This is a genomic window from Pseudomonas sp. BNK-7 (genome assembly GCF_048072025.1).
In the GTDB taxonomy this organism is placed as follows: domain Bacteria; phylum Pseudomonadota; class Gammaproteobacteria; order Pseudomonadales; family Pseudomonadaceae; genus Aquipseudomonas; species Aquipseudomonas danubii.
In genome coordinates this window covers 5,521,922-5,547,945 of sequence record NZ_CP182252.1, presented here as the reverse complement: position 1 = coordinate 5,547,945, position 26,024 = coordinate 5,521,922, and the positions used below count along the sequence as shown (strand labels likewise).

Genomic DNA, 26,024 nt, shown 5'->3' with positions numbered 1-26,024 from the left:
GTTACTCCTTCGCCTCGTTGCGGCCCAAGTGGAACGCCGTGACGGCTGCGGCGAGCAGCAGCATCGAGGCGAGTTCGACCACCAGCAGGTAAGGGCCGAACAGGCTGATGCCCACGGCCTTGGCGTCGACGGTGGTTTGACCGATACCGGCACCGCTCTGGTGGCTGAACAATACGTACAGCAGTTCAGCCAGCAGCAGGGCGGCGAGAATCACCGGGCCGATCCAGATGCCGGGCGTGAGCCAGATGCGCTCTTGCTGGGCCGCGGCCGGGCCGAGGTTGAGCATCATCACCACGAACACGAACAGCACCATGATGGCGCCGGCGTAGGCGATCACTTCCAGGGCACCGGCGAACGGTGCGCCGAGGCTGAAGAAGGTCATGGCCACGGCGATCAACGAAATGATCAGGTAGAGCAGGGCGTGCACAGGGTTGGTGTTGGTGACCACGCGCAGCGTGGAAACAACGGCAACACCTGATGCGAAATAGAAAGCGAATTCCATCGTTCTTCCTTAAGGCAGCAAGCTCTTCACGTTGATCGGCTCGGCTTCATTCTGCGCGGAGCCTTTTGGCTTACCGGCAATGGCCATACCTGCAACACGATAGAAGTTGTAGTCAGGGTTCTTTCCGGGACCGGAGATCAAGAGATCCTCTTTCTCGTAAACCAGGTCCTGACGTTTGAACTCGGCCATCTCGAAATCCGGTGTTAGCTGGATTGCGGTGGTCGGACAGGCTTCCTCGCAGAGACCGCAGAAAATGCAGCGTGAGAAGTTGATGCGGAAGAAGTCCGGGTACCAGCGACCGTCTTCGGTTTCAGCTTTCTGCAGCGAGATGCAACCCACAGGGCAGGCCACGGCGCACAGGTTGCAGGCTACGCAACGCTCTTCGCCATCGGGGTCGCGAGTCAGGACGATACGGCCACGGTAGCGTGGCGGCAGGTACACCGGCTCTTCGGGGTATTGCAGGGTGTCGCGTTTGCGAAAGCCGTGACCGAACACCATCACCAGGCTGCGCAACTGGGTACCAGTACCCTTAACGATGTCGCCAATATATTTGAACATGGGTCAAATCCTCACTGAACCGCGCCCGCAGGCGTGTTCAACAACACAAGCGCAGCGGTCACCAGCAAATTGATCAGGGTCAGCGGCAGGCAGAATTTCCAGCTGAAGTCCATCACCTGGTCATAACGCGGGCGCGGGATAGAGGCGCGCAGCAGGATGAACAGCATGATGAAGAACGCGGTCTTCAAGGCGAACCAGACGAAGGACAGTTGCGGCAGGATGCCGAACGGACCGTGCCAGCCACCGAAGAACAGGGTGACCAACAGTGCCGAGATCAAGATGATGCCGATGTACTCACCAACGAAGAACATGCCCCATTTCATGCCGGCGTATTCAATGTGGTAACCGTCGGCCAGTTCCTGCTCCGCTTCCGGCTGGTCGAAGGGGTGACGGTGAGTCACGGCCACGCCAGCGATGAAGAAGGTACAGAAGCCGAAGAACTGCGGAATGATGAACCACAGGTTCTGCGCCTGGTACTCGACGATGTCGCGCATGTTGAAGGAACCGACCTGAGCCACGATGCCCATCAGCGCCAGGCCCATGAACACTTCGTAGGACACGGTCTGGGCCGAGGCCCGCAAGCTGCCCAGCAGGGCGAACTTGTTGTTACTCGACCAGCCGGCGAACAGCACCGCGTAGACCGACAGGCCAGCCATGGCGAAGAAGAACAGCAGGCCGATGTTCAGGTCCGCGACGCCCCAGGTCGGGGTGATCGGGATGATCGCGAAGGCGATCAGCAGGGCAGACATGGCGACCACCGGTGCCAGGGTGAAGATCACCTTGTCGGCAAACGGCGGGGTCCAGTCTTCCTTGAAGAACATCTTCAGCATGTCGGCGGCGATCTGGAACATGCCGAACGGGCCAACGCGGTTCGGACCGTAACGGTCCTGCCACCAGCCCAGCAGGCGACGTTCGACGAAGCTCAGCAGCGCACCGGCGATGACCACCGCCAGCAGGATCACGACGGCCTTGACGACCGTCAGGATCACGTCGATCACTTCAGGGGTAAACCAACTCATTGCGCCGCCTCCTGCAGACCGTCAACGGATTTGCCAAAGAACGCCGGAGGAATCCCCGCCAGACCGGCAGGCAGGCCCACCAGGCCAGCACCCAGCTCTTCGTTGATGCGCAGTGGCAGACGCAGGGTCTGGCCGGCTACGTTCACCGCGAGCAGGGCACCGTCGTTGACACCCAGGCGATCGGCTTCGGACTTGGCCAGGGCCACGTAGGCCGCCGGAATGCGTTCCTGTACCGGAGCGGCTTTCGAAGAGTTCTCTTCGCTGCCGAACAGGTGATAGAACGGCACCGCTTGCCAGGTGCCCTGAGCCGGAGAGAAGGCCCGCGGTACGCTGGCGAACCAGTTGAGACGGTCGCCCTGGCTTTCGATCAGGCGAGTACCCGGATCACCGGCACGCAGATGGCCGCCGACTTCGTCCTGGAACTTGTTCCAGGCTTGCGGCGAGTTCCAACCCGGCGACCAGGCGAACGGCACTTGCGAGCGCGGTTCGGCGGAGCCCGAGTAACCTTCCATGGAGTAGGCGAAGGCGGTATCCGGGTCTTGCGGGGTGCGCGGTTCATGCACGCTCTGGTTGGCGCGCATGGCGGTACGGCCGCTGTAGCGCAGCGGTTCGCGGGCCAGTTTCAGGCCTTTGATACGGAACGCTGCGGAAGGTGCCGCGTCGATGATGGAAGCCAGTTGCGGGGTGCTCGCGGCACAGGCAGCGGTCACGTGGTCCAGCTGGGTCCAGTCCACCGGCTTGTTCAGCAGAGTGCTGCGCAGGGCATGCAGCCAGCGCCAGCCTTCGTGGACCATGATGCTGGCGTCCAGGTAGGTCGGATCGAAGACCTGGAAGAAGCGCTGGGCGCGACCTTCCTGGCTGACCAGGGTGCCGTCGCCTTCGGCGAAGCTGGCCGCCGACAGCACCAGATGCGCGCGCTCCACGGTGGCGGTCTGTTGATGATCGGCAACGATCACCACCTTCGCCGCGTTCAGTGCGGCATCCACCTTGGCTGCGTCGGTGCGGGTGTACAGGTCGTTTTCCAGGACCACGATGGCGTCGGCCTTACCGTCGATCACCGCCTGCAGGGCCGCGTCCACGGATTCGCCACCGAGCATGGCCAGGCCGAGGCTGTTGGCCTCTGGCACGATCAGGCTGATGGAGCCGGCTTTGTCGCGCAGCTTCAAGGCTTTGGCGATGTTCGCTGCAGCTTCGATCAGCGCCTTGGAGCCCAGGGATGTACCGGAAATGATCAGTGGGCGCTTGGCCGCCAGCAGAGCTTCGGCAATACGCTTGGCCAGTTCCAGGGCTTCGCTGTCCAGGCCTTCCACGGCAGGGGCGCTGGCGTCGATGGCGTGGGCCACGGCGAAACCGATGCGCGCCAGGTCGTCCGGAGCGGCGTGTACACACTCCTCGGCGACGTCGTCGAGCTTGGTTTCAGCCAGGCTGGCAATGAACAGCGGGTTCAGCGCGTGCTGGCCGATGTTCTTCACGGCGGCGTCGAGCCAAGGCTGGACGCGCATGGCGTCGGCCATTTCCTCTGCCTTGCCCTTGACCGACTGGCGCAGGGCCAGGGCCATGCGTGCGGCGGTTTGGGTCAGGTCTTCGCCAAGGACGAAGATGGCATCGTGGTCTTCGATCTCGCGCATGTTCGGAACCGGCAGCGGACTGTCGTTCAGCACCTGCAGAACCAGGCGGATGCGCTCCAGTTCAGAAGCTTCGATACCACTGTAGAAGTGCTCGGCACCGACCAGCTCACGCAGGGCGTAGTTGCTTTCCAGGCTGGCGCGAGGCGAGCCGATACCGACGATGTTGCGACCGCGCAGCAGGTCGGCCGCCTGGTCCAGGGCCTGGTCCAGAGTCAGCTTGGTGCCATCGGCCAGTCGTGGCTGGCGCGGACGGTCCTTGCGGTTGACGTAGCCGTAGCCGAAACGGCCACGGTCGCAGAGGAAATACTGGTTCACCGAACCGTTGTAGCGGTTCTCGATGCGCCGCAGCTCGCCGTAGCGCTCACCCGGGGAGATGTTGCAACCGCTGGAGCAGCCATGGCAGATGCTCGGCGAGAACTGCATGTCCCACTTGCGGTTGTAGCGCTCGGAGTGAGTCTTGTCGGTGAACACACCGGTCGGGCAGACCTCGGTGAGGTTGCCGGAGAACTCGCTTTCCAGGGTGCCGTCTTCAACACGACCGAAGTACACGTTGTCGTGGGCGCCGTAGACGCCCAGGTCGGTGCCGCCGGCGTAGTCCTTGTAGAAGCGCACGCAGCGATAGCAGGCGATGCAGCGGTTCATTTCGTGGGAAATGAACGGGCCGAGGTCCTGGTTCTGGTGGGTGCGCTTGGTGAAGCGATAACGGCGCTCGTTGTGGCCGGTCATCACCGTCATGTCTTGCAGGTGGCAGTGACCGCCTTCCTCACAGACCGGGCAGTCGTGGGGGTGGTTGGTCATCAGCCATTCGACAACGCTGGCGCGGAAGGCCTTGGATTCTTCATCGTCGATGGAGATCCAGGTGTTGTCAGTGGCTGGGGTCATGCAGGACATGACGATACGACCACGGGTGTCGTTCTCGTCGGTGTACTGCTTGACCGCGCACTGGCGACAGGCACCAACGCTACCGAGAGCGGGGTGCCAGCAGAAATAAGGGATGTCGAGGCCTAGTGACAGACAAGCCTGTAACAGGTTGTCCGCCCCATCGACTTCGAGCGCTTTGCCGTCTACGTGGATAGTGGCCATGGTTCAAAGTTCTTCGTTGGCCCGGTGTCAGCGGGCGTGGCTAATGGAATCTTGTTATGCGTGCGAGTCAACACAGCCGTTCACGGCGTCATCGCACGTCGAGCGCAGGGCACGGACCCTGCGCCCTCATCTAAGTGTTACGCGCCGACTACGATCGGTCGGGCCAGAGGCGGGACGGCGGCGCTGGTGGGCGCGATGCCGGCTTCGAACTCTGGACGGAAATACTTGATGGCACTGCCCAAAGGCTCCACGGCACCCGGTGCGTGAGCACAGAAGGTCTTGCCTGGGCCGAGGAACCCCACCAGACCCAGCAGGGTCTCGATGTCGCCTTGCTGGCCCTGGCCGTTCTCCAGAGCCATCAGCAGTTTGACGCTCCATGGCAGGCCATCACGGCAAGGGGTGCAGAAGCCGCAGGATTCACGGGCGAAGAATTGCTCCATGTTGCGCAGCAGCGACACCATGTTGACGCTGTCGTCCACCGCCATGGCCAGGCCGGTACCCATGCGGGTGCCCACTTTGGCGATGCCGCCGGCGTACATTTGCGCATCCAGGTGTTCCGGCAGCAGGAAGCCGGTACCGGCGCCGCCGGGCTGCCAGCACTTGAGCTTGAAGCCGTCGCGCATGCCGCCGGCGTAGTCTTCGAACAGCTCGCGTGCGGTTACGCCGAAGGGCAGCTCCCACAGGCCAGGGTTCTTCACTTTGCCGGAGAAGCCCATCAGCTTGGTGCCGTGGTCTTCGCTGCCTTCGCGGGCCAGGGATTTGTACCACTCCACGCCGTCGCCGATGATCGCCGGCACGTTGCACAGGGTCTCGACGTTGTTCACGCACGTCGGCTTGCCCCACACGCCTACGGCAGCAGGGAAGGGCGGCTTGGAGCGTGGGTTGGCGCGACGGCCTTCCAGGGAGTTGATCAGTGCGGTTTCTTCACCGCAGATGTAACGCCCGGCGCCGGTGTGGACGAACAGCTCGAAATCGAAACCGCTGCCCAGGATGTTCTTGCCCAACAGGCCGGCGGCCTTGGCTTCCTCCACGGCACGCCGCAGGTGCTTGGCGGCGGTGGTGTATTCGCCGCGCAGGAAGATGTAGCCGCGGTAGGTCTTCAGTGCACGGGCACTGATCAGCATGCCTTCGATCAGCAGATGGGGCAGTTGCTCCATCAGCATGCGGTCCTTCCAGGTGTTGGGTTCCATTTCGTCCGCGTTGCACAGCAGGTAGCGGATGTTCATGGATTCGTCTTTGGGCATCAGGCCCCACTTCACGCCAGTGGGGAAGCCCGCACCGCCGCGACCCTTGAGGCCGGCATCCTTGACGGTCTGGACGATGTCGTCCTGGGACAGGTCGGCGAAAGCCTTGCGCGCCGCCGCGTAACCGTTCTTGGCCTGGTACTCGTCGAACCATACCGGCTCGCCGTCGTCACGCAGACGCCAGGTCAGGGGGTGGGTTTCTGCGGTACGCGCAATGCGGTTCGCAGGGCCGAAAGAGGTCAGGGTCATACGTAGCCCTCCAACAGTTTGGCCACGCCAGCAGGCTGTACGTCGCCGAAAGTGTCGTCGTCGATCATCAGCGCCGGGGCCTTGTCGCAGTTGCCCAGGCAGCACACCGGCAGCAGGGTGAAGCGGCCATCGGCGGTGGTCTGGCCGAGGCCGATGCCCAGCTCGCTCTGAATCTGGCTGACCACGGACTCGTGGCCGCCGATGTAGCAGACCATGCTGTCGCAGACGCGAATGATGTGGCGGCCCACTGGCTGACGGAAGATCTGGCTGTAGAACGTCGCCACGCCTTCAACGTCGCTGGCGGGGATGCCAAGGATCTCGCCGATGGCGTAGACCGCGCCGTCCGGCACCCAGCCACGTTCCTTCTGGACGATCTTCAGGGCTTCGATCGACGCCGCGCGCGGGTCTTCGTAGTGATGCATCTCGTGCTCGATGGCCGAGCGCTCTGTTTCGCTCAGGGCGAAACGGTCTGTCTGGATAAGCGTGCTGTTCATGCTTAGCGGTCCACGTCGGCCATAACGAAGTCGATACTACCCAGGTACGCGATCAAGTCCGCGACCATGCTGCCGCGGATCACCGAAGGGATCTGCTGCAGGTGGGCGAAGCTTGGGGTGCGAATCCGGGTGCGGTAGCTCATGGTGCCGCCATCGCTCGTCAGGTAATAACTGTTGATGCCCTTGGTCGCTTCGATCATCTGGAAGGATTCGTTGGCCGGCATCACCGGGCCCCACGAAACCTGCAGGAAGTGCGTGATCAAGGTTTCGATGTGCTGCAGGGTGCGCTCTTTCGGCGGCGGCGTGGTCAGCGGGTGATCCGCCTTATACGGGCCTTCCGGCATGTTGCGCAGGCACTGGTCGATGATCTTGATGCTCTGGCGCATCTCCTCGACGCGAACCATGCAGCGGTCGTAGGCGTCACCGTTGGCCGCCAGTGGAACTTCGAACTCGAAGTTCTCGTAGCCGGAGTACGGACGGGCCTTGCGCAGGTCGAAATCGCAGCCGGTGGAACGCAGGCCGGCACCGGTGACGCCCCACTCCAGGGCCTCCTTGGTGTTGTAGGCGGCGACACCGATGGTCCGACCCTTGAGGATGCTGTTCTGCAGGGCAGCCTTGGTGTACTCGTCGAGGCGTTTGGGCAGCCATTCGACGAAGTCCTTGACCAGCTTTTCCCAGCCGCGGGGCAGGTCGTGGGCGACGCCGCCGATGCGGTACCAGGCCGGGTGCAGACGGAAGCCGGTGATGGCTTCGATCACGGTGTAGGCACGCTGACGGTCGGTGAAGGTGAAGAACACCGGAGTCATGGCACCGACGTCCTGGATGTAGGTACCCAGGAACAGCAGGTGGCTGGTGATGCGGAAGAACTCGGCCATCATGATGCGGATGACGTCGACCTTCTCCGGTACCTTGATGCCGGCCAGCTTCTCGACCGAGAGCACGTACGGCAGGTTGTTCATCACCCCGCCGAGGTAGTCGATACGGTCGGTGTAAGGGATGAAGCTGTGCCAGGACTGACGCTCGGCCATTTTCTCAGCACCACGGTGGTGGTAGCCGATGTCCGGAACGCAGTCGACGATCTCTTCACCGTCCAGCTGCAGGATGATGCGGAACGCACCGTGGGCAGACGGGTGGTTCGGGCCCAGGTTGAGGAACATATAGTCCTCGTTGGCACCGGAACGCTTCATGCCCCAGTCTTCTGGACGGAAGCGCGCGGCTTCTTCTTCCAACTGCTGCTTGGCCAGGGTCAGGCTGAACGGGTCGAACTCGGTGGCGCGGGCCGGGAAGTCCTTGCGCAGCGGGTGACCTTCCCAGGTCGGCGGCATCATGATCCGCGAAAGGTGAGGGTGGCCGGCAAAGTCGATGCCGAACATGTCCCAGACTTCACGCTCGTACCAGTTGGCATTGGGCCAGATACCGGTCACGGTCGGCAGACTGAGGTCGCCTTCGGACAGGGCCACCTTGATCATCACGTCGCTGTTACGTTCGATCGACAGCAAGTGGTAGAACACGCTGAAATCGGCACTCGGCAGGCCTTGACGCTTGGTGCGCAGGCGCTCGTCCACGCCATGCAGGTCATAGAGCATGACGTACGGCTTGGGCAGGTTGCGCAGGAAGGTCAGGATTTCAACGAGTTTGGAGCGGGTAACCCACAGCACCGGCATGCCGGTACGGGTGGCCTGGGCGGTGAACGCCTCAGGGCCAAAACGGTTATTGAGTTCGACGACCACATCCTGGTCGTCAGCCTTATAAGGCGGGATGTACAGAGCACTGCCTGTAGTCATGGTTTTTTATCGCTTTCGGTCAACGTAAAGAGTGAAGCCAGTGTCGTTTCTTTGTCAGAACAGATCTGGATCAGACTTCGTCAGGGCTGCGCAGGTTGGTGACCTGAATACGCTGTTCGCGGCGCTGCTCCTTTTGCGACGGCATCTCGGCGCGATATACGCCTTGATCACCGACGACCCAGGACAGTGGGCGACGCTCCTGGCCAATGGATTCTTGCAACAGCATCAAGCCTTGCAGGAATGCTTCGGGGCGGGGCGGGCAGCCAGGTACGTAGACGTCCACGGGCAGGAACTTGTCCACCCCCTGAACTACGGAGTAGATGTCGTACATGCCACCGGAGTTGGCGCACGAACCCATGGAGATAACCCATTTAGGCTCGAGCATTTGCTCATAGAGACGCTGGATGATCGGCGCCATCTTGATGAAGCAGGTGCCGGCAATAACCATGAAATCCGCCTGACGCGGCGATGCCCGGATAACCTCGGCGCCAAAGCGCGCGATGTCGTGGGGCGCCGTGAAGGCAGTGGTCATTTCCACGTAGCAGCAGGACAGACCGAAGTTGTACGGCCACAGGGAGTTCTTACGCCCCCAGTTGACCGCGCCGCTCAGCACGTCTTCCAGCTTGCCCATGAAGATGTTTTTGTGGACCTGATCCTCTAACGGATCGGAAACGGTTTCCCGTTCGCCGATCGGGTACTGATCGTTAGGAGCATCGGGGTCGATCCTGGTGAGATTGTATTGCATCGCCAAAGCCTCATTGTTTTAGCTTCGCCTGCCGCTTACGACGACCTTCCGGAGCCCAGTCAAGAGCCCCCACTCGCCAAAGGTAGACAAGACCTGCCAACAGAATTGCTATGAAAACGAGAGCTTCGACGAATCCGGTCCAGCCGCTTTCGCGGACGGACACAGACCAGGCAAAGAGAAAGAGGGCTTCGATATCGAAGATCACGAAGAGCATCGCGACCAGATAGAATTTGGCTGAGAGCCGCAAGCGGGCGCCACCGGTAGGTAGCATGCCGGACTCGAACGGTTCGTTTTTGCTGCGGCCCCAGGCTTTTGACCCGAGGAGGCTGGAGACGCCGAGCATGAAGGCACAAAGGCCGACAACACCCAGAAGGAAAATGGCAAAGCCCCAGTTGTGGGCCATGAGTCCTGTCGCTTCGGGCATGCTGGTAATCCTTAACAGAGAGCAAGAGTCTCTGAGCTTGATAAAGAAATAAAGCAGTGACGATATGTCGCAGCGCAATCAATCGCGCTGATTTTATGGCTAAACACCGGGCAAGTAAAATTTCTAAAGCGAAATTGTTTATCGTAATAAGGACATAGCTCACCTCTGTAGCCCCGTAAGCCGCGGCCTGTGGGCATTAGGGGAGGTTTTGTTAATTATGTTTTGTTGCTGCTGCAACGAAAGTTATAGCGGCTAAATGATAATCAATATTGTTTAGGTGTTGTTTTAATCTGCTTTCCTTCGGGGAGTGGGAAAGTTGCTTGTTATATCCCTGTTACTGCAAGTAGCAGGGGCGCACCTTTTAACCTGTTTCGCTCTGGGTAACACCGCTCTGGATCAATGTTTGGCGAGCTTTCTTGCAGGGGTCGGGCGTCTCGAGGTTTTTGAGGGGGTTGCAGGGGAGCGGTTCGCCGGCAAGCTGGCTGCTGCAGGTTTGGCGGGCAAAAAAACGCCCCGAACCAGTCGGGGCGTCAGTTGTACAGCAATGCAGTTGTTTTTACCGGGCCTGCATTGGCCGCTCGATCAAGGCGCGAGGCCTGGGATCAATGGAACTGCTCTTCTTCGGTGGAACCGGTCAGAGCGGTTACCGAGGACGAACCACCCTGGATCACGGTAGTCATGTCGTCGAAGTAGCCGGTGCCCACTTCCTGCTGGTGAGCCACGAAGGTGTAGCCTTTGGCGGCGTCAGCGAATTCCTGCTCTTGCAGCTTCACGTAGGCAGTCATGTCGTTGCGGGCGTAGTCGTGCGCCAGGTTGAACATGCTGTGCCACATGTTGTGGATACCGGCCAGGGTGATGAACTGGTGCTTGTAACCCATGGCGGACAGTTCGCGCTGGAACTTGGCGATGGTCGCGTCGTCCAGGTTTTTCTTCCAGTTGAAGGAAGGCGAGCAGTTGTACGACAGGATTTGGTCCGGGTATTCCTTCTTGATCGCTTCGGCGAAGCGACGAGCTTCGTCCAGGTCCGGCTTGGCGGTTTCGCACCAGATCAGGTCGGCGTACGGAGCGTAAGCCAGGCCGCGGGCGATCGCTTGATCCAGGCCGGCTTTCACTTTGTAGAAGCCTTCCTGGGTGCGGGTGCCGGTCACGAACGGCTGGTCGTACGGGTCGCAGTCCGAAGTCAGCAGGTCAGCAGCGTTGGCGTCGGTACGGGCCAGGATGATGGTCGGTACACCGGCAACGTCTGCCGCCAGGCGGGCAGCGGTCAGCTTCTGTACGGCTTCCTGGGTTGGAACCAGCACCTTGCCGCCCATGTGGCCGCACTTCTTCACGGAAGCCAGTTGGTCTTCGAAGTGAACGCCGGCGGCGCCCGCTTCGATCATGCTCTTCATCAGCTCGTAGGCGTTCAGCACGCCGCCGAAACCGGCTTCAGCGTCGGCCACGATTGGCGCGAAGTAGTCGATGTAGCCGTCGTCGCCCGGGTTCTTGCCGGCTTTCCACTGGATCTGGTCGGCACGACGGAACGAGTTGTTGATGCGCTTGACCACGGTCGGAACCGAATCCACCGGGTACAGCGACTGGTCGGGGTACATGGATTCGGCGGAGTTGTTGTCCGCAGCCACTTGCCAGCCGGACAGGTAGATGGCCTGGATGCCGGCTTTGACCTGTTGAACAGCCTGGCCGCCGGTCAGGGCGCCCATGCAGTTGACGAAATCTTTCTCAGGACGGAAGGACGGCTTGGCACCTTGGGTGACCAGGTTCCAGAGCTTCTCGGCGCCCATGCGTGCCAGGGTGTGCTCGGGTTGGACCGAACCACGCAGACGGACCACGTCGGCAGCGGAATAAGTGCGAGTCACGCCTTTCCAGCGCGGGTTTTCAGCCCAGTCTTTTTCAAGGGCTGCAATTTGCTGTTCGCGTGTCAGTGCCATGGAGATAAACCTCGTCGCGTCTTGTGTAAAAAGTCGTTCTTGGTTGGAGAATTCCGGCTCCGCCGATCACGCGTCGTAACGTTGCGTGGAAGGCTGCTCGCTGACCAGGAAGCTTAGGCGGTCCAGTCGGGTCTGGCGGGGATGGCGACGGGTGAACGATGGGCTCGAGGGGAGAGTGAGCAGGTGAAGGCGAGCTGCGGTGCGCATGCGGGCGTCGTGGGCCTTGGTGCGTTCCATCAGTGTGTTGCCGATCGACCTAAATACGCTTCCGTCCCTCGGGACAACTTCGTTCCAGTCGCAATCTCGTCAAACACACCTTGTGGGCAGTACAGACACGAATCGGCTCAGGTGGGTAGGTTAGAGCGGCGATCCGAAGGCCCTTGCCAGGGCCCCTGATTAGCGGGAGCGAGGCCATCATGCCCGCGGTTTTTTGGCTCGTCAAATGTTTTGTAGTGCTTTTTTTATGGCACTACATCTTTGGTCTAGTACGACTAATCAGTCAGTTTTTGGTGCTTTAGTCCAAGGCGTCGACCTTGACGCGCAAGGTCATGTCATCCCGTCCTTGAGTCGAGTAGCTGCGGCCCAGGGCCTGCTTGTCGGCCTGGGTCTGGCGATTGACCCCGGCCAGGGTGATCCACTCGCCGAGGCGCCCACTGACAGTTGTGTCGGTACTTTGCACGTTCACTACATCAGGGCGTTCCTGGCTCATACGGTCGCGGTTGGTGCTGATACTCAGGTGCACGGTCTCGCCGGTGACGCTGGCTGTCACGTAGAAGCCCTGGGTGACGTTGCGGTATTGGGTCTGGTTTTGCAGGCGACCGTAGGGATCGGTCTGGGTGGTGGTCAGGGGCACGCTCTGGCCAACCTGGATCAGCGCCGGCACGCCTTCGCTGGCCTGGATCTGCTGTATGCCGCCGTCGCGGCTCTCGGTGCTGCGATTGATGATGCGCGTTTGCGGTGCACCATTGACCGAATAGCCCTGGTTGTCCTGGAAGTTGTTCTCGTTGGTGTCGACGGTGATCAGCAGACGCTTGGCCGCGGTATCCAGTTGCGCAATGAAGGCCCGGAGTTCGGCGATCTTGCCCGGCTCGGCGTTGACGATCAGTTGGTTGCCATAGGCGCTGACCTTGCCGTCCTTGCCCAGAAAATTCTGCGCCACCGGCAGCAGGTCGGCGCTGGTGCGGTTGTTGAGGGGCACGATCTCGGTGGCGGCCATGACCGAGCAGCTGAAGGTCAGCAGCAGCGTCGTGAGCAAGGTGCGTAGGGACATATCCGTTATCTCCGCGAGTAGCTGGCGTAAAGCCTTGAGTTTGACACTTTGTCGGCTTTGGGTGGGGCAAGTTGAATCCTAGACGGCAAAACGCCCCGGCATCCTGGTCTTGCGCCTGGTGGGCGCAAGGGGATGGCGGGGCGTTCGCTCTGGCCATTGCCGCTGGGGCTTGTCGGTCAGGCGCCGCGAACCATGTCGACGTGGGGGATTCCCGCTTCGAGGAATTCCTCGCTGACAATCGAGAAGCCCAAGCGCTCGTAGAACGGTGTGGCCTGGACCTGGGCGCTGAGCATCTGTTGCTTCAGGCCGCGCTTCTCGGCTTCGTCGATCACTGCGCGCATCAGCGCATCGCCGACCTTGAGGCCGCGCCAGTCCTTGAGTACCGAGACCCGGCCGACATGGCCGTCCGGCAGCAGGCGCGCGGTACCGATAGGGAAATCACCCTCGCAGGCCAGAAAGTGCACCGCGCTGTCGTCGTCGGCGTCCCACTCCAGTTCGGGCGGAACCGATTGCTCGGCAATGAACACTGCTTCACGAATGCGCCGGATCTCGGCGTTATCCTTTTGCCAGTCTGCGACACGTACGTGAATCTTATTCATCGGCAAACCCCAGGCTCCCTTGCTTGACCAGTTCACACAGCAGGCCGCGCCCATCTTCATCCGCCAGCCAAGGGCCGAGGTTGTCGATATGCAGGGCGTCGGCGGCGCAAATCATTTTCAGCAGCTCGCGCAGTTTACCGGGAAGCAGGCGACTTTGGCCGCTGGCGAACAGCAGCAGGTCTTCATCGACCTCCGACCAGGCCAGGCGTGCGCTTGGATTGCGGATCAGGATCGCGCCCTGTTCCAGGCTGCCCAGCAGGTCGTCCTCTTCCAGTTCCGGGCCGACCACCAGTTCCGGGTAGCGTGGCTCGGTCATGAACTGGCCGAACCAGGTCAGCAGCAGGCGTTCGTCGCTCATGTGCTCGGCCAGCAGGCCCTTGAGGCGATCGAGGGCGTCCTGCTGGATCTGGTGCGGGTCGCTGGCCGGCTGCACGTCGGCGTCGGTGTAGCGCTCTTCGTCCGGCAGGAACTGGCCGAGGAAGTCGGTGAAGTGAGTCAGCACTTCAGCGGCGCTCGGGGCGCGGAAGCCCACTGAGTAGGTCATGCAGTCGTTCAGCGCGACGCCGTAGTGGGCCAGGCGTGGGGGCAGGTAGAGCATATCGCCCGGCTCCAGGACCCAGCTTTCGGTCTCTTCGAATTCGGCGAGGATGCGTAGGTCCGCGTGCTGCAGCAGCGGGCTCTCGGAGTCGCACATCTGGCCGATCTTCCAGTTGCGCTTGCCGTGGCCTTGCAGCAGGAACACGTCGTAGTTGTCAAAGTGCGGGCCGACGTTACCGCCCGGTGCGGCGAAGCTGATCATCACGTCATCGATACGCCAGCTCGGCAGGAAGCGGAAGTGCTCCAGCAGCTCGGCGACTTCCGGGACGAACTGGTCCACGGCCTGGACCAGCAGGGTCCAGTCGCGCTCTGGCAGCTTGCTGAACTCGTCTTCGGCGAACGGGCCGCGGCGCAGTTCCCATGGACGTTCGCCTTTCTCGATCACCAGGCGCGATTCGACTTCTTCTTCCAGGGCCAGGCCGGCCAGTTCGTCAGGTTCGATCGGGCTTTCGAAGTCAGGCAGGGCCTGACGGATCAGCAGGGGCTTCTTCTGCCAGTAGTCACGCAGAAATTCCCGTGCAGTGATGCCGCCCAGAAGTTGAAGTGGAATGTCAGGATTCATTTGTAACCTATTGAAAAAGTTTACTTTTCTAGCAGGAATAAAAACGCCCGGCGCGGCCGGGCGTCAAAAGGTCGAGCAGTCGGTCAGATGCGCTTGGCCTGGGCCGCGGCATTGCCGATGTAACTGGCCGGGGTGAGCTGCTTCAGCTCGGCCTTGGCCGCGGCCGGCATGTCCAGCCCGTCGATGAAAGTCTGCAGCGCTTCAGGGCTGATGCCCTTGCCGCGGGTCAGTTCCTTGAGCTTTTCGTACGGATTTTCGATGTTGTAGCGACGCATCACGGTCTGAATCGGCTCGGCCAGGACTTCCCAGCAAGCGTCCAGGTCTTCGGCGATCCTCGAAGCGTTGAGCTCCAGTTTGCTGATGCCTTTTAGGCTGGCTTCGTAGGCGATCACGCTGTGAGCGAAGCCCACGCCCAGGTTGCGCAGGACGGTGGAGTCGGTCAGGTCGCGCTGCCAGCGTGAGATCGGCAGCTTGCTCGCCAGGTGCTGGAACAGGGCGTTGGCGATCCCCAGGTTGCCTTCGGAGTTTTCGAAGTCGATCGGGTTGACCTTGTGCGGCATGGTCGAGGAACCGATTTCGCCGGCAATGGTGCGTTGCTTGAAGTAGCCCAGGGAGATGTAGCCCCAGATATCGCGATCGAAGTCGATCAGGATGGTGTTGAAGCGGGCGATGGCATCGAACAGCTCGGCAATGTAGTCGTGCGGCTCGATCTGCGTGGTGTAGGGGTTGAAGGCCAGGCCCAGCTCGTCTTCGATGAAGGCGCGGGCATTGGCTTCCCAGTCGATGTCCGGATAGGCCGACAGGTGGGCGTTGTAGTTGCCCACGGCGCCGTTGATCTTGCCCAGCAGCGGTACGGCGGCGACCTGAGCGATCTGGCGCTCCAGACGGTACACGACGTTGGCCAGTTCCTTGCCCAGGGTGGTCGGCGAGGCCGGCTGACCGTGGGTGCGCGACAGCATCGGCACTTCGGCGAAGCGGATCGCCAGTTCGCGGATGGCGTTGGCGGTCTGGCGCATCAGCGGCAGCATCACGTCATCACGGCCTTCGCGCAGCATCAGGGCGTGGGACAGGTTGTTGATGTCCTCGCTGGTGCAGGCGAAGTGGATGAATTCACTGACGTTGGCCAGCTCAGGCAGCTTGGCGGCTTGTTCCTTGAGCAGGTACTCGATGGCCTTGACGTCGTGGTTGGTGGTGCGCTCGATCTCTTTGACGCGCTCGGCGTGCTCCAGGGAGAAGTTCTCTGCCAGGGCATTGAGGACGGCGTTGGCTTCGGCGGAGAACGCCGGCACTTCGCTGATGGCGCTGTGGGCGGCCAGGCGCTGGAGCCAGCGCACTTCAACGAGGACGCGAGCACGGATCAGGCCGTATTCGCTGAAAATGGGGCGCAGGGCCTGGGTTTTGCCGGCGTAGCGGCCGTCAACAGGGGAAACCGCAGTGAGCGAAGAGAGCTGCATGGGGTGTTCTCGGACAGTCGGGCAACGAAATGGGGCGCGTATCATACATGAAAATATCCGCAGGTCCGTTGCCAACTGACCAGCGTCTTACGCGCAGCTCTTGAAAAATCAGGCGCAGCTCAGCTGCTGCGCATCAATGGATAAAGCTCTTTGAGCAATTTGCGCCGGCTGATCACCAGTTGCCAGCGATGGCCGCCCAACTGGCGCCACAGGCGTGCGGAACGAATGCCGGCCAGCAGCAGGGCGCGAATTTTCGAGGCATTGCTCGGTTGCTGCAGGTTGCGCATGTCGCCATGTACCTGAATGCGCTGGCGCAGGGTGCTCAGGGTGTCCTGGTACAGCCCGCCGCACGCGGCAATGACGTTTTCGTGGGCCGGGCCGAAGTGTTCGACCTGGGACTGGATCTGCGGCAGGCGCTTGCCGATGGTTTCCAGCAGGTCTTCGCGCTTGGCCAACTGACGTTCCAGGCCAAGCATCGACAAGGCGTAACGCAGCGGCTCGCGTTGCAGAGTGCTGGGGTCGCGCTCCAGGGCGCCGATCAGGGCGCGGTAGCCCTCGCGCAGGTTGATGTCGTCGCCGCCATAGACTTCCAGGGTGTCCTTCGGATCACGGATCAGCAGGCTGCCGAGCATGCAGCTCAAGGCAGCTTCGCTGACCTGGCCGGTCTTGGCGATGCGGTCCACCAGCACCGCTGCGAGGAATACCCCACCCAGCGCCGTCAGTTGCTCCTGAATCGGGCTCATGGACGGACGTCCTTGCTGCTCCAGGGTTCGGCGACTTCGATGACGCCGCCGCCAAGGCAGATTTCACCGTCGTAGAACACCACGGACTGGCCGGGGGTTACGGCGCGCTGCGGGTCGTCGAAGGTGGCGCGGTAGCCGTTGGCGGTCTTTTCCAGGGTGCAGGGCTGGTCGCTCTGGCGGTAGCGCACCTTGGCGGTCAGGCGCCGTGGCTGGCTCAGGTCGATAGGGTTGACCCAATAGATGTCGGAAGCCAGCAGGGCGCGAGAGAACAGCCATGGGTGATCGTTGCCCTGGCCAACGATCAACTCGTTGTGCTCCAGGTCCTTGATCAACACGTACCACGGCTCTTCGCCGGCGTCTTTCAGGCCGCCGATGCCCAGGCCCTGGCGTTGGCCGATGGTGTGGTACATCAGGCCGTGATGGCGGCCGATGACTTCACCTTCGGTGGTCTTGATCTCGCCGGGCTGGGCCGGCAGGTATTGCTTGAGGAAGTCGCTGAAGCGCCGCTCACCGATAAAGCAGATGCCGGTGGAGTCTTTCTTCTTTGCCGTGGCCAGGTCGTGTTTCTCGGCGATGGCGCGTACTTCGGGTTTTTCCAGCTCGCCCACCGGGAACAGGGTCTTGGCGATCTGCTCGCCGCCAACGGCATGCAGGAAATAGCTCTGGTCCTTGTTCGGGTCCAGGCCCTTGAGCAGTTCAGTGCGGCCGTCGATGTCGCGACGGCGCACATAGTGGCCGGTGGCGATCAGGTCGGCGCCGAGCATCATGGCGTAGTCGAGGAACGCCTTGAACTTGATTTCGCGGTTGCAGAGGATGTCCGGGTTCGGCGTGCGACCGGCCTTGTATTCGGCCAGGAAGTGCTCGAACACGTTGTCCCAGTACTCGGCGGCGAAGTTGGCGGTGTGCAGCTTGATGCCAAGCTTGTCGCACACGGCCTGGGCATCCGCCAGGTCGTCCATGGCGGTGCAGTACTCGGTTCCGTCGTCTTCCTCCCAGTTCTTCATGAACAGGCCTTCCACCTGGTATCCCTGCTCCATCAGCAGGAGGGCGGAAACGGAAGAATCCACGCCGCCGGACATGCCGACAATGACGCGCTTCTTTTGGGTGTCAGAAGGGGCTGGATCACGCATAGGAATTCAATGGGTGTCTTGAAAAAGGACGCGATTCTAACAGGCTGAGGCCTGCAAGGCTAAAACTGCGGTTAAAGCATTGGTCGGATCAGCGCCAGGCTGTGCAGTTGGCCGTCCAGGTAATCGTCCAGGCACTGCAGGATCAGCTCGCTGCGCCAGTTGGCCCGTTGCTCCAGCAGTTGCTCGCGGCTCATCCAGCGTGGGCCGATGATGCCGTCGTCCAGCTGATAGTCCGGACGGTGGCGCAGTGGCTTGGCGGCGAAGCACACGCGCTGGTAGGTCACGCCGTTGCTGGGGGCGGTGTACAGGTAGATGCCGACCACGCCGGTCAACTCCACGTCCCAGCCGGTTTCCTCCAGGGTTTCGCGGATGGCCGCCTGGAGCAGGCTTTCATTGGCATCCAGGTGTCCGGCAGGCTGATTGAGCACGGCCTGTTCGCCCGAGTATTCCTCGACGAACAGGAAGCGGCCCTGGTCTTCGACGATGGTGGCGACAGTGATATGGGGTTGCCATTCCATAAGGGCACTCCTTTATAAGAGGCGGGCATTTTAGGCGGCGGCTTGTCGGCGAAGCGAGCGCCGCATGTCCGGCGTGGAGGCGTTCGCCGACAAGCCGGCTGCTTGTGGGCCCAGAAGCACAAACCCCGGCGCGGGGCCGGGGTTTGTGTGTTCGCTTCTGCTTACACCAGCGCAGCGATGGCCGCGTTGAGGGTGGTGCTCGGGCGCATGGCCTGGCTCACCAGCTCAGGGTTGGCGCTGTAGTAGCCACCGATGTCCACAGGCTTGCCCTGTACGGCGTTGAGCTCGGCGACGATGGTCGCTTCGTTCTCGGTCAGGGTCTTGGCCAGGGTGCTGAACTGCGCTTGCAGGGCAGCATCCTCGGTCTGGGCGGCCAGGGCTTGTGCCCAGTACAGCGCCAGGTAGAAGTGGCTGCCGCGGTTGTCGATGTTGCCGACTTTGCGCGATGGCGACTTGTTGTTGTCGAGGAACTGACCGGTAGCCTGGTCCAGGGTCTTGGCCAGTACCAGGGCTTTCGGGTTGTTGTAGGTGTTGCCCAGGTGCTCGAGGGAAGCGGCCAGGGCCAGGAACTCACCCAGGGAATCCCAGCGCAGGAAGTTCTCTTCCAGCAGCTGTTGCACGTGCTTCGGGGCCGAACCGCCGGCGCCGGTTTCGAACAGGCCGCCACCGTTCATCAGTGGCACGATCGACAGCATCTTGGCGCTGGTGCCCAGTTCCATGATCGGGAACAGGTCGGTCAGGTAGTCGCGCAGTACGTTGCCGGTCACCGAGATGGTGTCCTTGCCGTCACGGGTGCGGGCCAGGGTGAACTTCATGGCTTCAACCGGGGACATGATGCGGATGTCCAGGTCGCTGGTGTCGTGATCCTTCAGGTAGGCCTGAACTTTTTCGATCATCACGCCGTCGTGGGCGCGCATCGGGTCCAGCCAGAAGATCGCTGGGGTGCTGCTGGCGCGAGCACGGTTGACGGCCAGCTTGACCCAGTCCTGGATCGGTGCGTCTTTGGTCTGACACATGCGGAAGATGTCGCCGGATTCGACTTTCTGCTCCAGCAGCAGCTTGCCTTGGCTGTCGGTCACACGAACCACGCCATCAGCCTTGATTTCGAAGGTCTTGTCGTGGGAGCCGTACTCTTCGGCTTTTTTCGCCATCAGGCCAACGTTCGGCACGCTGCCCATGGTGGTCGGATCGAACGCGCCATTGGCTTTGCAGTCTTCGATCACGGCCTGGTAGATGGTGGCGTAGCAACGGTCCGGGATCACTGCCTTGGTGTCGTGCAGTTGGCCGTCGGTGCCCCACATCTTGCCGGAGTCACGGATCATCGCCGGCATCGAGGCGTCGACGATCACGTCGCTCGGCACGTGCAGGTTGGTGATGCCTTTATCGGAGTTGACCATGGCCAGGGCCGGGCGGGCTGCATAGACGGCCTGGATGTCGGCTTCGATCGCGGCTTGCTGATCGGCCGGCAGGGCCTTGATGCGGGCGTACAGGTCGCCGATGCCGTTGTTCAGGTTGAAGCCGATTTCTTGCAGGACGGCGGCGTGCTTGCTCAGGGCGTCCTGATAGAACTCGGCAACGATCTGGCCGAACATGATTGGGTCGGAGACTTTCATCATGGTGGCTTTGAGGTGCACCGACAGCAGTACGCCTTGTTTCTTGGCGTCTTCGATTTCGGCGGCGATGAAGGCGCGCAGGGCCTTTTTGCTCATCACGGCGCAGTCGAGGATCTCACCGGCTTGCACGGTGGTTTTTTCTTTCAGGACGGTGGCGGTGCCGTCTTGGGCGATCAGTTCGATCTTGACGCTGTCTGCGGCTTCGATCAGGGCGGCTTTTTCGCTGCCGTAGAAGTCGCCGTTGCTCATGTGGGCAACGTGGGACTTGGAGTCCTTGGCCCAGGCGCCCATCTTGTGCGGGTGCTTGCGCGCGTAGTTCTTCACCGACAGCGGAGCGCGGCGGTCGGAGTTGCCTTCACGCAGGACCGGGTTCACGGCGCTGCCCTTGACCTTGTCGTAACGCGCCTTGGCGTCTTTGTCGGCGTCGCAGGTCACGGTTTCCGGGTAGTCCGGCAGGGCATAGCCCTGGGCCTGCAGTTCCTTGATCGCGGCTTGCAGTTGCGGTACCGAGGCGCTGATGTTCGGCAGCTTGATGATGTTGGCTTCCGGGGTAACGGCCAGTTCGCCCAGTTCGGCAAGGTGGTCCGGTACCGCTTTGGCACCCAACTGCTCAGGGAAGCTGGCGAGGATGCGGCCGGCCAGGGAGATGTCGCGGGTTTCCACGGCGATATCAGCCGAAGCGGTGAAGGCTTCTACGATAGGCAGCAGGGAATAGGTGGCGAGGGCCGGGGCTTCGTCGGTGAAGGTGTAGATGATCTTCGAGCGGGTGGGCATATTCGGATTAACTCTCTTCTTTGCTAAAGCGTGCGCAGAAACTCGAGGTGCGCCGGGTAAGCGCTTTCGTTCAAAGGTCATCCATGAGCCGAATGTCGAGGTTTCTTCGCGGTGATGTTGGGTGCATCAGTCGAGCGTCAAGCGGGTGGGCTGCGGTAACAACCCGGCTTTGGGCGGCCATTCTCGGCTTGTTTTTTTCGGTAGCAGAGCGTTCGGCCGTCGTGACTCTGTGGTCAGCGGCGGCATTATACATAGGTAGCTAGCAAAACGCCGATGCTTCATAGGAGCCCGTTCTCGTCCATTGGTCTAAAGGTCGCAGGCGGGGGGTAGGCGTAGAGTCGCTCGAGGTGCTCGATTTTGGCACTTTTCCCTTTGCTTTCAGGCTTGTAGGCCGCGAACTGTGCAGCTTTCACGGCATATGGGTGGAACATGAGGTTCCCGTCCAGATTCAACTGGGTTACGCTCGAACGCAGCCAGATGTTCAATCCACACAACGGAGTTCAGCATGGGATACAAGAAGATTCAGGTTCCAGCAGTCGGCGACAAAATCACCGTCAACGCAGACCATTCTCTCAATGTTCCTAACAACCCGATTATTCCTTTCATCGAAGGCGACGGTATTGGTGTTGATATCAGCCCGGTCATGATCAAGGTTGTCGATGCTGCGGTTAAGAAGGCTTACGGCGGCGAACGCAAGATTTCCTGGATGGAAGTGTATGCCGGGGAAAAAGCGACTCAAGTGTACGACCAGGATACCTGGCTGCCTCAGGAAACCCTGGACGCGGTGAAGGACTACGTGGTTTCCATCAAGGGCCCGCTGACCACTCCGGTCGGTGGTGGCATCCGTTCCCTGAACGTGGCCCTGCGTCAACAGTTGGACCTGTATGTATGCCTGCGCCCGGTGCGCTGGTTCGAAGGCGTGCCTAGCCCGGTGAAAAAGCCTGGCGATGTGGACATGACCATCTTCCGTGAAAACTCCGAAGACATTTACGCCGGTATCGAATGGAAGGCCGGTACGGCAGAAGCCACCAAGGTCATCAAGTTCCTTAAAGAAGAAATGGGCGTCACCAAGATCCGTTTCGACGAAAACTGCGGTATCGGCGTCAAGCCGGTTTCCCTGCAGGGCACCAAGCGTCTGGCGCGCAAGGCGCTGCAGTATGTAGTGGATAACGACCGCGACTCGCTGACCATCGTCCACAAAGGCAACATCATGAAGTTCACCGAAGGTGCCTTCAAAGAGTGGGCCTATGAAGTGGCGGCTGAAGAGTTCGGCGCAACCCTGCTGGACGGCGGTCCTTGGATGCAGTTCAAGAACCCGAAAACCGGCAAGAACGTCATCGTCAAGGATGCTATCGCTGACGCCATGCTCCAGCAGATCCTGCTGCGTCCGGCCGAATACGATGTGATCGCCACCCTCAACCTCAACGGTGACTACCTGTCCGACGCCCTGGCGGCGGAAGTGGGTGGTATCGGTATCGCTCCGGGTGCCAACCTTTCTGACACCGTGGCCATGTTCGAAGCGACCCACGGCACCGCGCCCAAGTATGCCGGCAAGGACCAGGTCAATCCGGGCTCGCTGATTCTCTCCGCGGAGATGATGCTGCGCCACATGGGCTGGACCGAAGCGGCCGACCTGATCATCAAGGGCACCAACGGCGCCATCTCGGCCAAGACCGTGACTTATGACTTCGAGCGTCTGATGGAGGGAGCGACCCTGCTGTCTTCGTCGGCATTCGGTGATGCACTGATCTCGCACATGTAAGCGAATTTGGGCTGAAAGCAAACCGGCCGACTCAATCCCTTGAGTCGGCCGGTTTTTTTATGACTGGATGTTGGATGAATCAGCTCAGGGCGCTTTCGGTCTGGACCTCGGCGGTGACGATTTCGCCGGGTACCTTCAAGGCGCTGATTTTGATTGCATGCAGCCCCTTGGGGCCTTGGATGATCTCGAAGCTCACTGCCTGCCCGGCTTTCAAGGTCTTGTAGCCATCCATATCGATGGCCGAGTAATGGGCAAACAGATCGTCAGTCTTGCCCTCCTCATTAATAAAGCCATAACCCTTGGCATTGTTGAACCACTTGACCTTACCGCTAGCCATACTCATATCCCTCTGCAACAGACTCCATCACTGGAGTATCATCCAGTTCATCCGCCGCCAAACTTGGTAAAAAGGTTGACGCCGCGGACGTTTATTACCCAATGTGGGCCCTATTGGTTGTAACACCGTTTTGCCGATAGTCAAGGTGACCCGGCGGTCGGAGTTGAATTCCGTCCAGGGCGCCCCCACCACTGTATTTGCACAACTGACGAACCTTTCTTTCCATGCATGCAATCAGCCAGATTCGACTAACATTCAATCAGGATCGCCCGGACTTGCACGACGACGATTCCGCTGGCTTGGCTGTACAGGAAGCTAAGCCTGCGTTACAGGCGCCGCCGATGTACAAGGTGGTTTTGTTCAACGATGACTACACCCCGATGGATTTCGTCGTCGAAGTGCTCGAGATGTTTTTTAACCTGAATCGCGAGCTGGCGACCAAGGTCATGCTGGCCGTCCATACCGAAGGGCGGGCAGTGTGTGGATTGTTTACCCGCGACATCGCCGAGACCAAGGCCATGCAGGTCAACCAGTACGCCCGGGAAAGCCAGCATCCGCTACTCTGTGAAATCGAGAAGGACGGTTAACGCCGACCACTTGGGTATGAGGTGAAGCTATGTTAAACCGCGAGCTCGAAGTCACCCTCAATCTCGCCTTCAAGGAGGCCCGTTCGAAGCGTCATGAATTCATGACCGTCGAGCACCTTCTGTTGGCTCTTTTGGATAATGAGGCCGCCGCCACCGTTTTACGTGCCTGCGGAGCAAACCTCGACAAACTCAAGCACGACCTGCAGGAGTTCATCGACTCCACCACGCCGCTGATTCCTGTGCACGACGAGGATCGCGAGACTCAGCCAACCCTGGGTTTCCAGCGTGTGCTGCAACGTGCTGTCTTTCATGTACAGAGCTCGGGCAAGCGTGAAGTCACCGGCGCCAATGTGCTGGTGGCAATCTTCAGTGAGCAAGAGAGTCAGGCAGTCTTCCTGCTGAAACAGCAGAGCGTTGCCCGTATCGATGTGGTCAATTACATCGCCCATGGCATTTCCAAGGTGCCTGGGCATGGTGATCATTCTGAAGGTGAACAGGATATGCAGGACGAAGAGGGTGGTGAGTCGTCTTCTTCGGGCAATCCTCTGGATGCCTATGCCAGCAACCTCAATGAATTGGCCCGTCAAGGGCGGATTGACCCGTTGGTGGGTCGCGAGCAGGAGGTGGAGCGCGTTGCGCAGATCCTCGCTCGTCGACGCAAAAACAATCCGTTGTTGGTGGGTGAGGCGGGTGTGGGCAAGACCGCCATTGCCGAAGGCTTGGCCAAGCGCATTGTCGACAATCAGGTTCCAGATCTGCTGGCCAATAGCGTTGTCTATTCCCTGGATCTCGGGGCGTTGCTGGCGGGTACCAAATACCGTGGCGATTTCGAGAAGCGCTTCAAGGCGTTGCTGGGCGAATTGAAGAAGCGTCCTCAGGCAATTCTGTTCATTGACGAGATCCATACCATTATCGGTGCCGGTGCGGCCTCGGGTGGGGTAATGGATGCCTCGAATCTGCTCAAGCCGCTGCTGTCCTCGGGTGATATCCGTTGCATCGGTTCGACCACCTTCCAGGAATTCCGTGGGATCTTCGAGAAGGACCGGGCCCTGGCTCGGCGCTTCCAGAAGGTCGATGTGTCCGAGCCTTCGGTCGAGGACACCATTGGCATCCTGCGCGGTCTCAAAGGTCGCTTCGAGCAGCATCACAGCATCGAATACAGTGATGAAGCCCTGCGTGCCGCGGCTGAACTGGCCTCGCGCTACATCAATGACCGGCATATGCCGGACAAGGCCATCGACGTCATCGACGAGGCGGGCGCCTACCAGCGTCTGCAGCCGGCCGAGAAGCGCGTGAAGCGCATCGAGGTGGCTCAGGTCGAGGATATCGTGGCGAAAATTGCCCGTATTCCGCCAAAACATGTCACCAGTTCCGATAAAGAGCTGCTGCGCAACCTTGAACGCGATCTCAAGTTGACGGTGTTTGGCCAGGATGCGGCGATTGATTCGCTGTCTACCGCCATCAAGTTGTCCCGTGCGGGCCTGAAGTCTCCGGACAAACCGGTGGGTTCGTTCCTGTTCGCCGGTCCTACCGGTGTCGGCAAGACCGAAGCGGCCCGGCAGTTGGCCAAGGCCATGGGTATCGAACTGGTGCGCTTCGACATGTCCGAGTACATGGAGCGGCACACCGTATCGCGCTTGATTGGTGCGCCTCCCGGCTACGTCGGTTTCGACCAGGGTGGCTTGCTGACCGAAGCGATCACCAAGCAGCCGCATTGCGTATTGCTGCTCGATGAAATCGAGAAGGCGCATCCGGAAGTCTTCAACCTGCTGCTGCAGGTGATGGATCACGGCACCCTGACCGACAACAACGGGCGCAAGGCGGATTTCCGCAATGTGATCGTCATCATGACCACCAACGCCGGTGCTGAAACCGCGGCGCGAGCCTCTATCGGCTTCACTCATCAGGATCACTCTTCCGATGCCATGGAAGTGATCAAGAAGAGCTTTACGCCAGAGTTCCGCAACCGTCTGGACACCATTATCCAGTTCGGTCGCCTGAGCCACGAAGTGATCAAGAGCGTGGTGGACAAGTTCCTTACCGAGCTTCAAGCGCAGTTGGAAGACAAGCGCGTACAGTTGGAAGTGACCGATGCCGCTCGCAGCTGGCTGGCCGCCGGTGGTTACGACGTGGCCATGGGTGCACGCCCGATGGCGCGTTTGATCCAGGACAAGATCAAACGTCCCCTGGCCGAGGAGATCCTGTTTGGCGAATTGTCCGATCATGGCGGTGTGGTACACATCGACATCAAGGATGGCGAGTTGACCTTCGATTTCGAGACCACGGCGGAAATGGCTTGATGGCCGCGTAACGCAGCAGTACCGCCAAAGGCACCGGAGGGTGCCTTTGTGCTATCTGGGGTTTGCCGGTTTATTCGAGACGAACAAAAACGCCCGGCATAACCGGGCGTCTTGTATTGA

Annotated in this window: 22 protein-coding genes; 3 read left to right on the top strand and 19 right to left on the bottom strand. The window is 60.6% G+C overall.

From position 1 onward, the window contains the following. Position 1: 1 nt before the first annotated feature. The 18 genes from nuoJ to ACMGF8_RS24935 all read right to left on the bottom strand — a co-directional run bounded on the left by nuoJ (position 2) and on the right by ACMGF8_RS24935 (position 20,918). Positions 2–502 carry an NADH-quinone oxidoreductase subunit J gene (gene nuoJ, locus ACMGF8_RS25020; RefSeq protein WP_102864715.1) on the bottom strand — a complete coding sequence of 167 codons (501 nt, stop codon included), beginning with the start codon at positions 500–502 and terminating at the stop codon, positions 2–4. A gap of 9 nt (positions 503–511) precedes the next feature. Beyond that, positions 512–1,060 carry an NADH-quinone oxidoreductase subunit NuoI gene (gene nuoI, locus ACMGF8_RS25015; RefSeq protein ID WP_003223795.1) on the bottom strand — a complete coding sequence of 183 codons (549 nt, stop codon included), beginning with the start codon at positions 1,058–1,060 and terminating at the stop codon, positions 512–514. Positions 1,061–1,071: 11 nt separating this feature from the next. Then, entirely contained in the window at positions 1,072–2,079 is a 1,008-nt protein-coding gene (nuoH, locus tag ACMGF8_RS25010; RefSeq protein ID WP_102864716.1) for an NADH-quinone oxidoreductase subunit NuoH, read from the bottom strand. After that, the gene (gene nuoG, locus ACMGF8_RS25005) at positions 2,076–4,790 is read right to left on the bottom strand and encodes an NADH-quinone oxidoreductase subunit NuoG (RefSeq protein ID WP_416757571.1); all 2,715 of its coding nucleotides are present in this window, start codon (positions 4,788–4,790) and stop codon (positions 2,076–2,078) included. The genes nuoH and nuoG overlap by 4 nt, the downstream gene beginning before the upstream one ends. Before the next feature lie 137 nt (positions 4,791–4,927). After that, positions 4,928–6,283, bottom strand: a complete 1,356-nt coding sequence (nuoF, locus tag ACMGF8_RS25000; protein WP_416757569.1) for an NADH-quinone oxidoreductase subunit NuoF — start codon at positions 6,281–6,283, stop codon at positions 4,928–4,930. Next, complete coding sequence (nuoE, locus tag ACMGF8_RS24995; protein ID WP_011062188.1) at positions 6,280–6,777, bottom strand: NADH-quinone oxidoreductase subunit NuoE; 498 nt, start codon at positions 6,775–6,777, stop codon at positions 6,280–6,282. Before nuoE ends, nuoF begins: the two co-directional genes overlap by 4 nt. 2 nt (positions 6,778–6,779) lie before the next feature. Next, complete coding sequence (nuoC, locus tag ACMGF8_RS24990; RefSeq protein ID WP_102864719.1) at positions 6,780–8,561, bottom strand: NADH-quinone oxidoreductase subunit C/D; 1,782 nt, start codon at positions 8,559–8,561, stop codon at positions 6,780–6,782. Between the two features lie 70 nt (positions 8,562–8,631). After that, positions 8,632–9,306 (bottom strand): NuoB/complex I 20 kDa subunit family protein, encoded by a 675-nt coding sequence (locus ACMGF8_RS24985; RefSeq protein WP_011062186.1) that lies wholly within the window; start codon positions 9,304–9,306, stop codon positions 8,632–8,634. A 10-nt stretch (positions 9,307–9,316) separates the two neighbouring features. Then, positions 9,317–9,730, bottom strand: coding sequence for an NADH-quinone oxidoreductase subunit A (locus ACMGF8_RS24980; RefSeq protein ID WP_011062185.1), 414 nt, complete (start codon positions 9,728–9,730; stop codon positions 9,317–9,319). Between the two features lie 602 nt (positions 9,731–10,332). Next, positions 10,333–11,658, bottom strand: a complete 1,326-nt coding sequence (gene aceA / locus ACMGF8_RS24975) for an isocitrate lyase (RefSeq protein ID WP_025126589.1) — start codon at positions 11,656–11,658, stop codon at positions 10,333–10,335. A 514-nt stretch (positions 11,659–12,172) separates the two neighbouring features. Next, positions 12,173–12,928: a secretin N-terminal domain-containing protein gene (locus tag ACMGF8_RS24970; RefSeq protein WP_213665648.1), complete on the bottom strand. Its 756-nt coding sequence runs from the start codon at positions 12,926–12,928 to the stop codon at positions 12,173–12,175. 176 nt (positions 12,929–13,104) lie between these two features. Next, positions 13,105–13,527, bottom strand: coding sequence for a GNAT family N-acetyltransferase (locus ACMGF8_RS24965; RefSeq protein WP_102864721.1), 423 nt, complete (start codon positions 13,525–13,527; stop codon positions 13,105–13,107). Further along, the gene (locus tag ACMGF8_RS24960) at positions 13,520–14,686 is read right to left on the bottom strand and encodes a cupin domain-containing protein (protein WP_102864722.1); all 1,167 of its coding nucleotides are present in this window, start codon (positions 14,684–14,686) and stop codon (positions 13,520–13,522) included. The genes ACMGF8_RS24965 and ACMGF8_RS24960 overlap by 8 nt, the downstream gene beginning before the upstream one ends. Positions 14,687–14,769: 83 nt before the next feature. Further along, positions 14,770–16,140: an adenylosuccinate lyase gene (gene purB, locus ACMGF8_RS24955; RefSeq protein ID WP_102864723.1), complete on the bottom strand. Its 1,371-nt coding sequence runs from the start codon at positions 16,138–16,140 to the stop codon at positions 14,770–14,772. Between the two features lie 119 nt (positions 16,141–16,259). Beyond that, positions 16,260–16,883 (bottom strand): high frequency lysogenization protein HflD, encoded by a 624-nt coding sequence (gene hflD / locus ACMGF8_RS24950; protein WP_025126594.1) that lies wholly within the window; start codon positions 16,881–16,883, stop codon positions 16,260–16,262. After that, complete coding sequence (gene mnmA / locus ACMGF8_RS24945) at positions 16,880–18,013, bottom strand: tRNA 2-thiouridine(34) synthase MnmA (protein ID WP_102864724.1); 1,134 nt, start codon at positions 18,011–18,013, stop codon at positions 16,880–16,882. Before mnmA ends, hflD begins: the two co-directional genes overlap by 4 nt. Positions 18,014–18,084: 71 nt before the next feature. After that, positions 18,085–18,531, bottom strand: coding sequence for an NUDIX hydrolase (locus ACMGF8_RS24940; RefSeq protein WP_115580497.1), 447 nt, complete (start codon positions 18,529–18,531; stop codon positions 18,085–18,087). 161 nt (positions 18,532–18,692) lie between these two features. Continuing rightward, positions 18,693–20,918: an NADP-dependent isocitrate dehydrogenase gene (locus tag ACMGF8_RS24935; RefSeq protein ID WP_416757561.1), complete on the bottom strand. Its 2,226-nt coding sequence runs from the start codon at positions 20,916–20,918 to the stop codon at positions 18,693–18,695. Between the two features lie 505 nt (positions 20,919–21,423). Here ACMGF8_RS24935 and icd point away from each other — a divergent pair. Further along, positions 21,424–22,680, top strand: a complete 1,257-nt coding sequence (gene icd / locus ACMGF8_RS24930; RefSeq protein WP_102864727.1) for an NADP-dependent isocitrate dehydrogenase — start codon at positions 21,424–21,426, stop codon at positions 22,678–22,680. A 79-nt stretch (positions 22,681–22,759) separates the two neighbouring features. Here icd and cspD read toward each other — a convergent pair whose 3' ends face one another. Continuing rightward, positions 22,760–23,017 carry a cold shock domain-containing protein CspD gene (gene cspD, locus ACMGF8_RS24925; protein WP_102864728.1) on the bottom strand — a complete coding sequence of 86 codons (258 nt, stop codon included), beginning with the start codon at positions 23,015–23,017 and terminating at the stop codon, positions 22,760–22,762. 224 nt (positions 23,018–23,241) lie between these two features. On the opposite strand from cspD, the gene clpS reads away from it, so the two are divergent. Both clpS and clpA read left to right on the top strand, forming a co-directional pair. Beyond that, positions 23,242–23,604, top strand: a complete 363-nt coding sequence (gene clpS, locus ACMGF8_RS24920; RefSeq protein ID WP_011062173.1) for an ATP-dependent Clp protease adapter ClpS — start codon at positions 23,242–23,244, stop codon at positions 23,602–23,604. A 29-nt stretch (positions 23,605–23,633) separates the two neighbouring features. Further along, a complete protein-coding gene (gene clpA, locus ACMGF8_RS24915) occupies positions 23,634–25,904 on the top strand; it encodes an ATP-dependent Clp protease ATP-binding subunit ClpA (RefSeq protein ID WP_102864729.1) in 2,271 nt (756 codons plus the stop codon). The last annotated feature ends 120 nt before the right edge of the window (positions 25,905–26,024 follow it).

Excerpts from the sequence above, each read along its gene's own strand:
- nuoJ (WP_102864715.1), bottom strand. The coding sequence starts at position 502 with ATGGAATTCGCTTTCTATTTCGCATCAGGTGTTGCCGTTGTTTCCACG.
- nuoI (WP_003223795.1), bottom strand. The coding sequence starts at position 1,060 with ATGTTCAAATATATTGGCGACATCGTTAAGGGTACTGGTACCCAGTTG.
- nuoH (WP_102864716.1), bottom strand. The coding sequence starts at position 2,079 with ATGAGTTGGTTTACCCCTGAAGTGATCGACGTGATCCTGACGGTCGTC.
- nuoG (WP_416757571.1), bottom strand. The coding sequence starts at position 4,790 with ATGGCCACTATCCACGTAGACGGCAAAGCGCTCGAAGTCGATGGGGCG.
- nuoF (WP_416757569.1), bottom strand. The coding sequence starts at position 6,283 with ATGACCCTGACCTCTTTCGGCCCTGCGAACCGCATTGCGCGTACCGCA.
- nuoE (WP_011062188.1), bottom strand. The coding sequence starts at position 6,777 with ATGAACAGCACGCTTATCCAGACAGACCGTTTCGCCCTGAGCGAAACA.
- nuoC (WP_102864719.1), bottom strand. The coding sequence starts at position 8,561 with ATGACTACAGGCAGTGCTCTGTACATCCCGCCTTATAAGGCTGACGAC.
- ACMGF8_RS24985 (WP_011062186.1), bottom strand. The coding sequence starts at position 9,306 with ATGCAATACAATCTCACCAGGATCGACCCCGATGCTCCTAACGATCAG.
- ACMGF8_RS24980 (WP_011062185.1), bottom strand. The coding sequence starts at position 9,730 with ATGCCCGAAGCGACAGGACTCATGGCCCACAACTGGGGCTTTGCCATT.
- aceA (WP_025126589.1), bottom strand. The coding sequence starts at position 11,658 with ATGGCACTGACACGCGAACAGCAAATTGCAGCCCTTGAAAAAGACTGG.
- ACMGF8_RS24970 (WP_213665648.1), bottom strand. The coding sequence starts at position 12,928 with ATGTCCCTACGCACCTTGCTCACGACGCTGCTGCTGACCTTCAGCTGC.
- ACMGF8_RS24965 (WP_102864721.1), bottom strand. The coding sequence starts at position 13,527 with ATGAATAAGATTCACGTACGTGTCGCAGACTGGCAAAAGGATAACGCC.
- ACMGF8_RS24960 (WP_102864722.1), bottom strand. The coding sequence starts at position 14,686 with ATGAATCCTGACATTCCACTTCAACTTCTGGGCGGCATCACTGCACGG.
- purB (WP_102864723.1), bottom strand. The coding sequence starts at position 16,140 with ATGCAGCTCTCTTCGCTCACTGCGGTTTCCCCTGTTGACGGCCGCTAC.
- hflD (WP_025126594.1), bottom strand. The coding sequence starts at position 16,883 with ATGAGCCCGATTCAGGAGCAACTGACGGCGCTGGGTGGGGTATTCCTC.
- mnmA (WP_102864724.1), bottom strand. The coding sequence starts at position 18,013 with ATGCGTGATCCAGCCCCTTCTGACACCCAAAAGAAGCGCGTCATTGTC.
- ACMGF8_RS24940 (WP_115580497.1), bottom strand. The coding sequence starts at position 18,531 with ATGGAATGGCAACCCCATATCACTGTCGCCACCATCGTCGAAGACCAG.
- ACMGF8_RS24935 (WP_416757561.1), bottom strand. The coding sequence starts at position 20,918 with ATGCCCACCCGCTCGAAGATCATCTACACCTTCACCGACGAAGCCCCG.
- icd (WP_102864727.1), top strand. The coding sequence starts at position 21,424 with ATGGGATACAAGAAGATTCAGGTTCCAGCAGTCGGCGACAAAATCACC.
- cspD (WP_102864728.1), bottom strand. The coding sequence starts at position 23,017 with ATGGCTAGCGGTAAGGTCAAGTGGTTCAACAATGCCAAGGGTTATGGC.
- clpS (WP_011062173.1), top strand. The coding sequence starts at position 23,242 with ATGCATGCAATCAGCCAGATTCGACTAACATTCAATCAGGATCGCCCG.
- clpA (WP_102864729.1), top strand. The coding sequence starts at position 23,634 with ATGTTAAACCGCGAGCTCGAAGTCACCCTCAATCTCGCCTTCAAGGAG.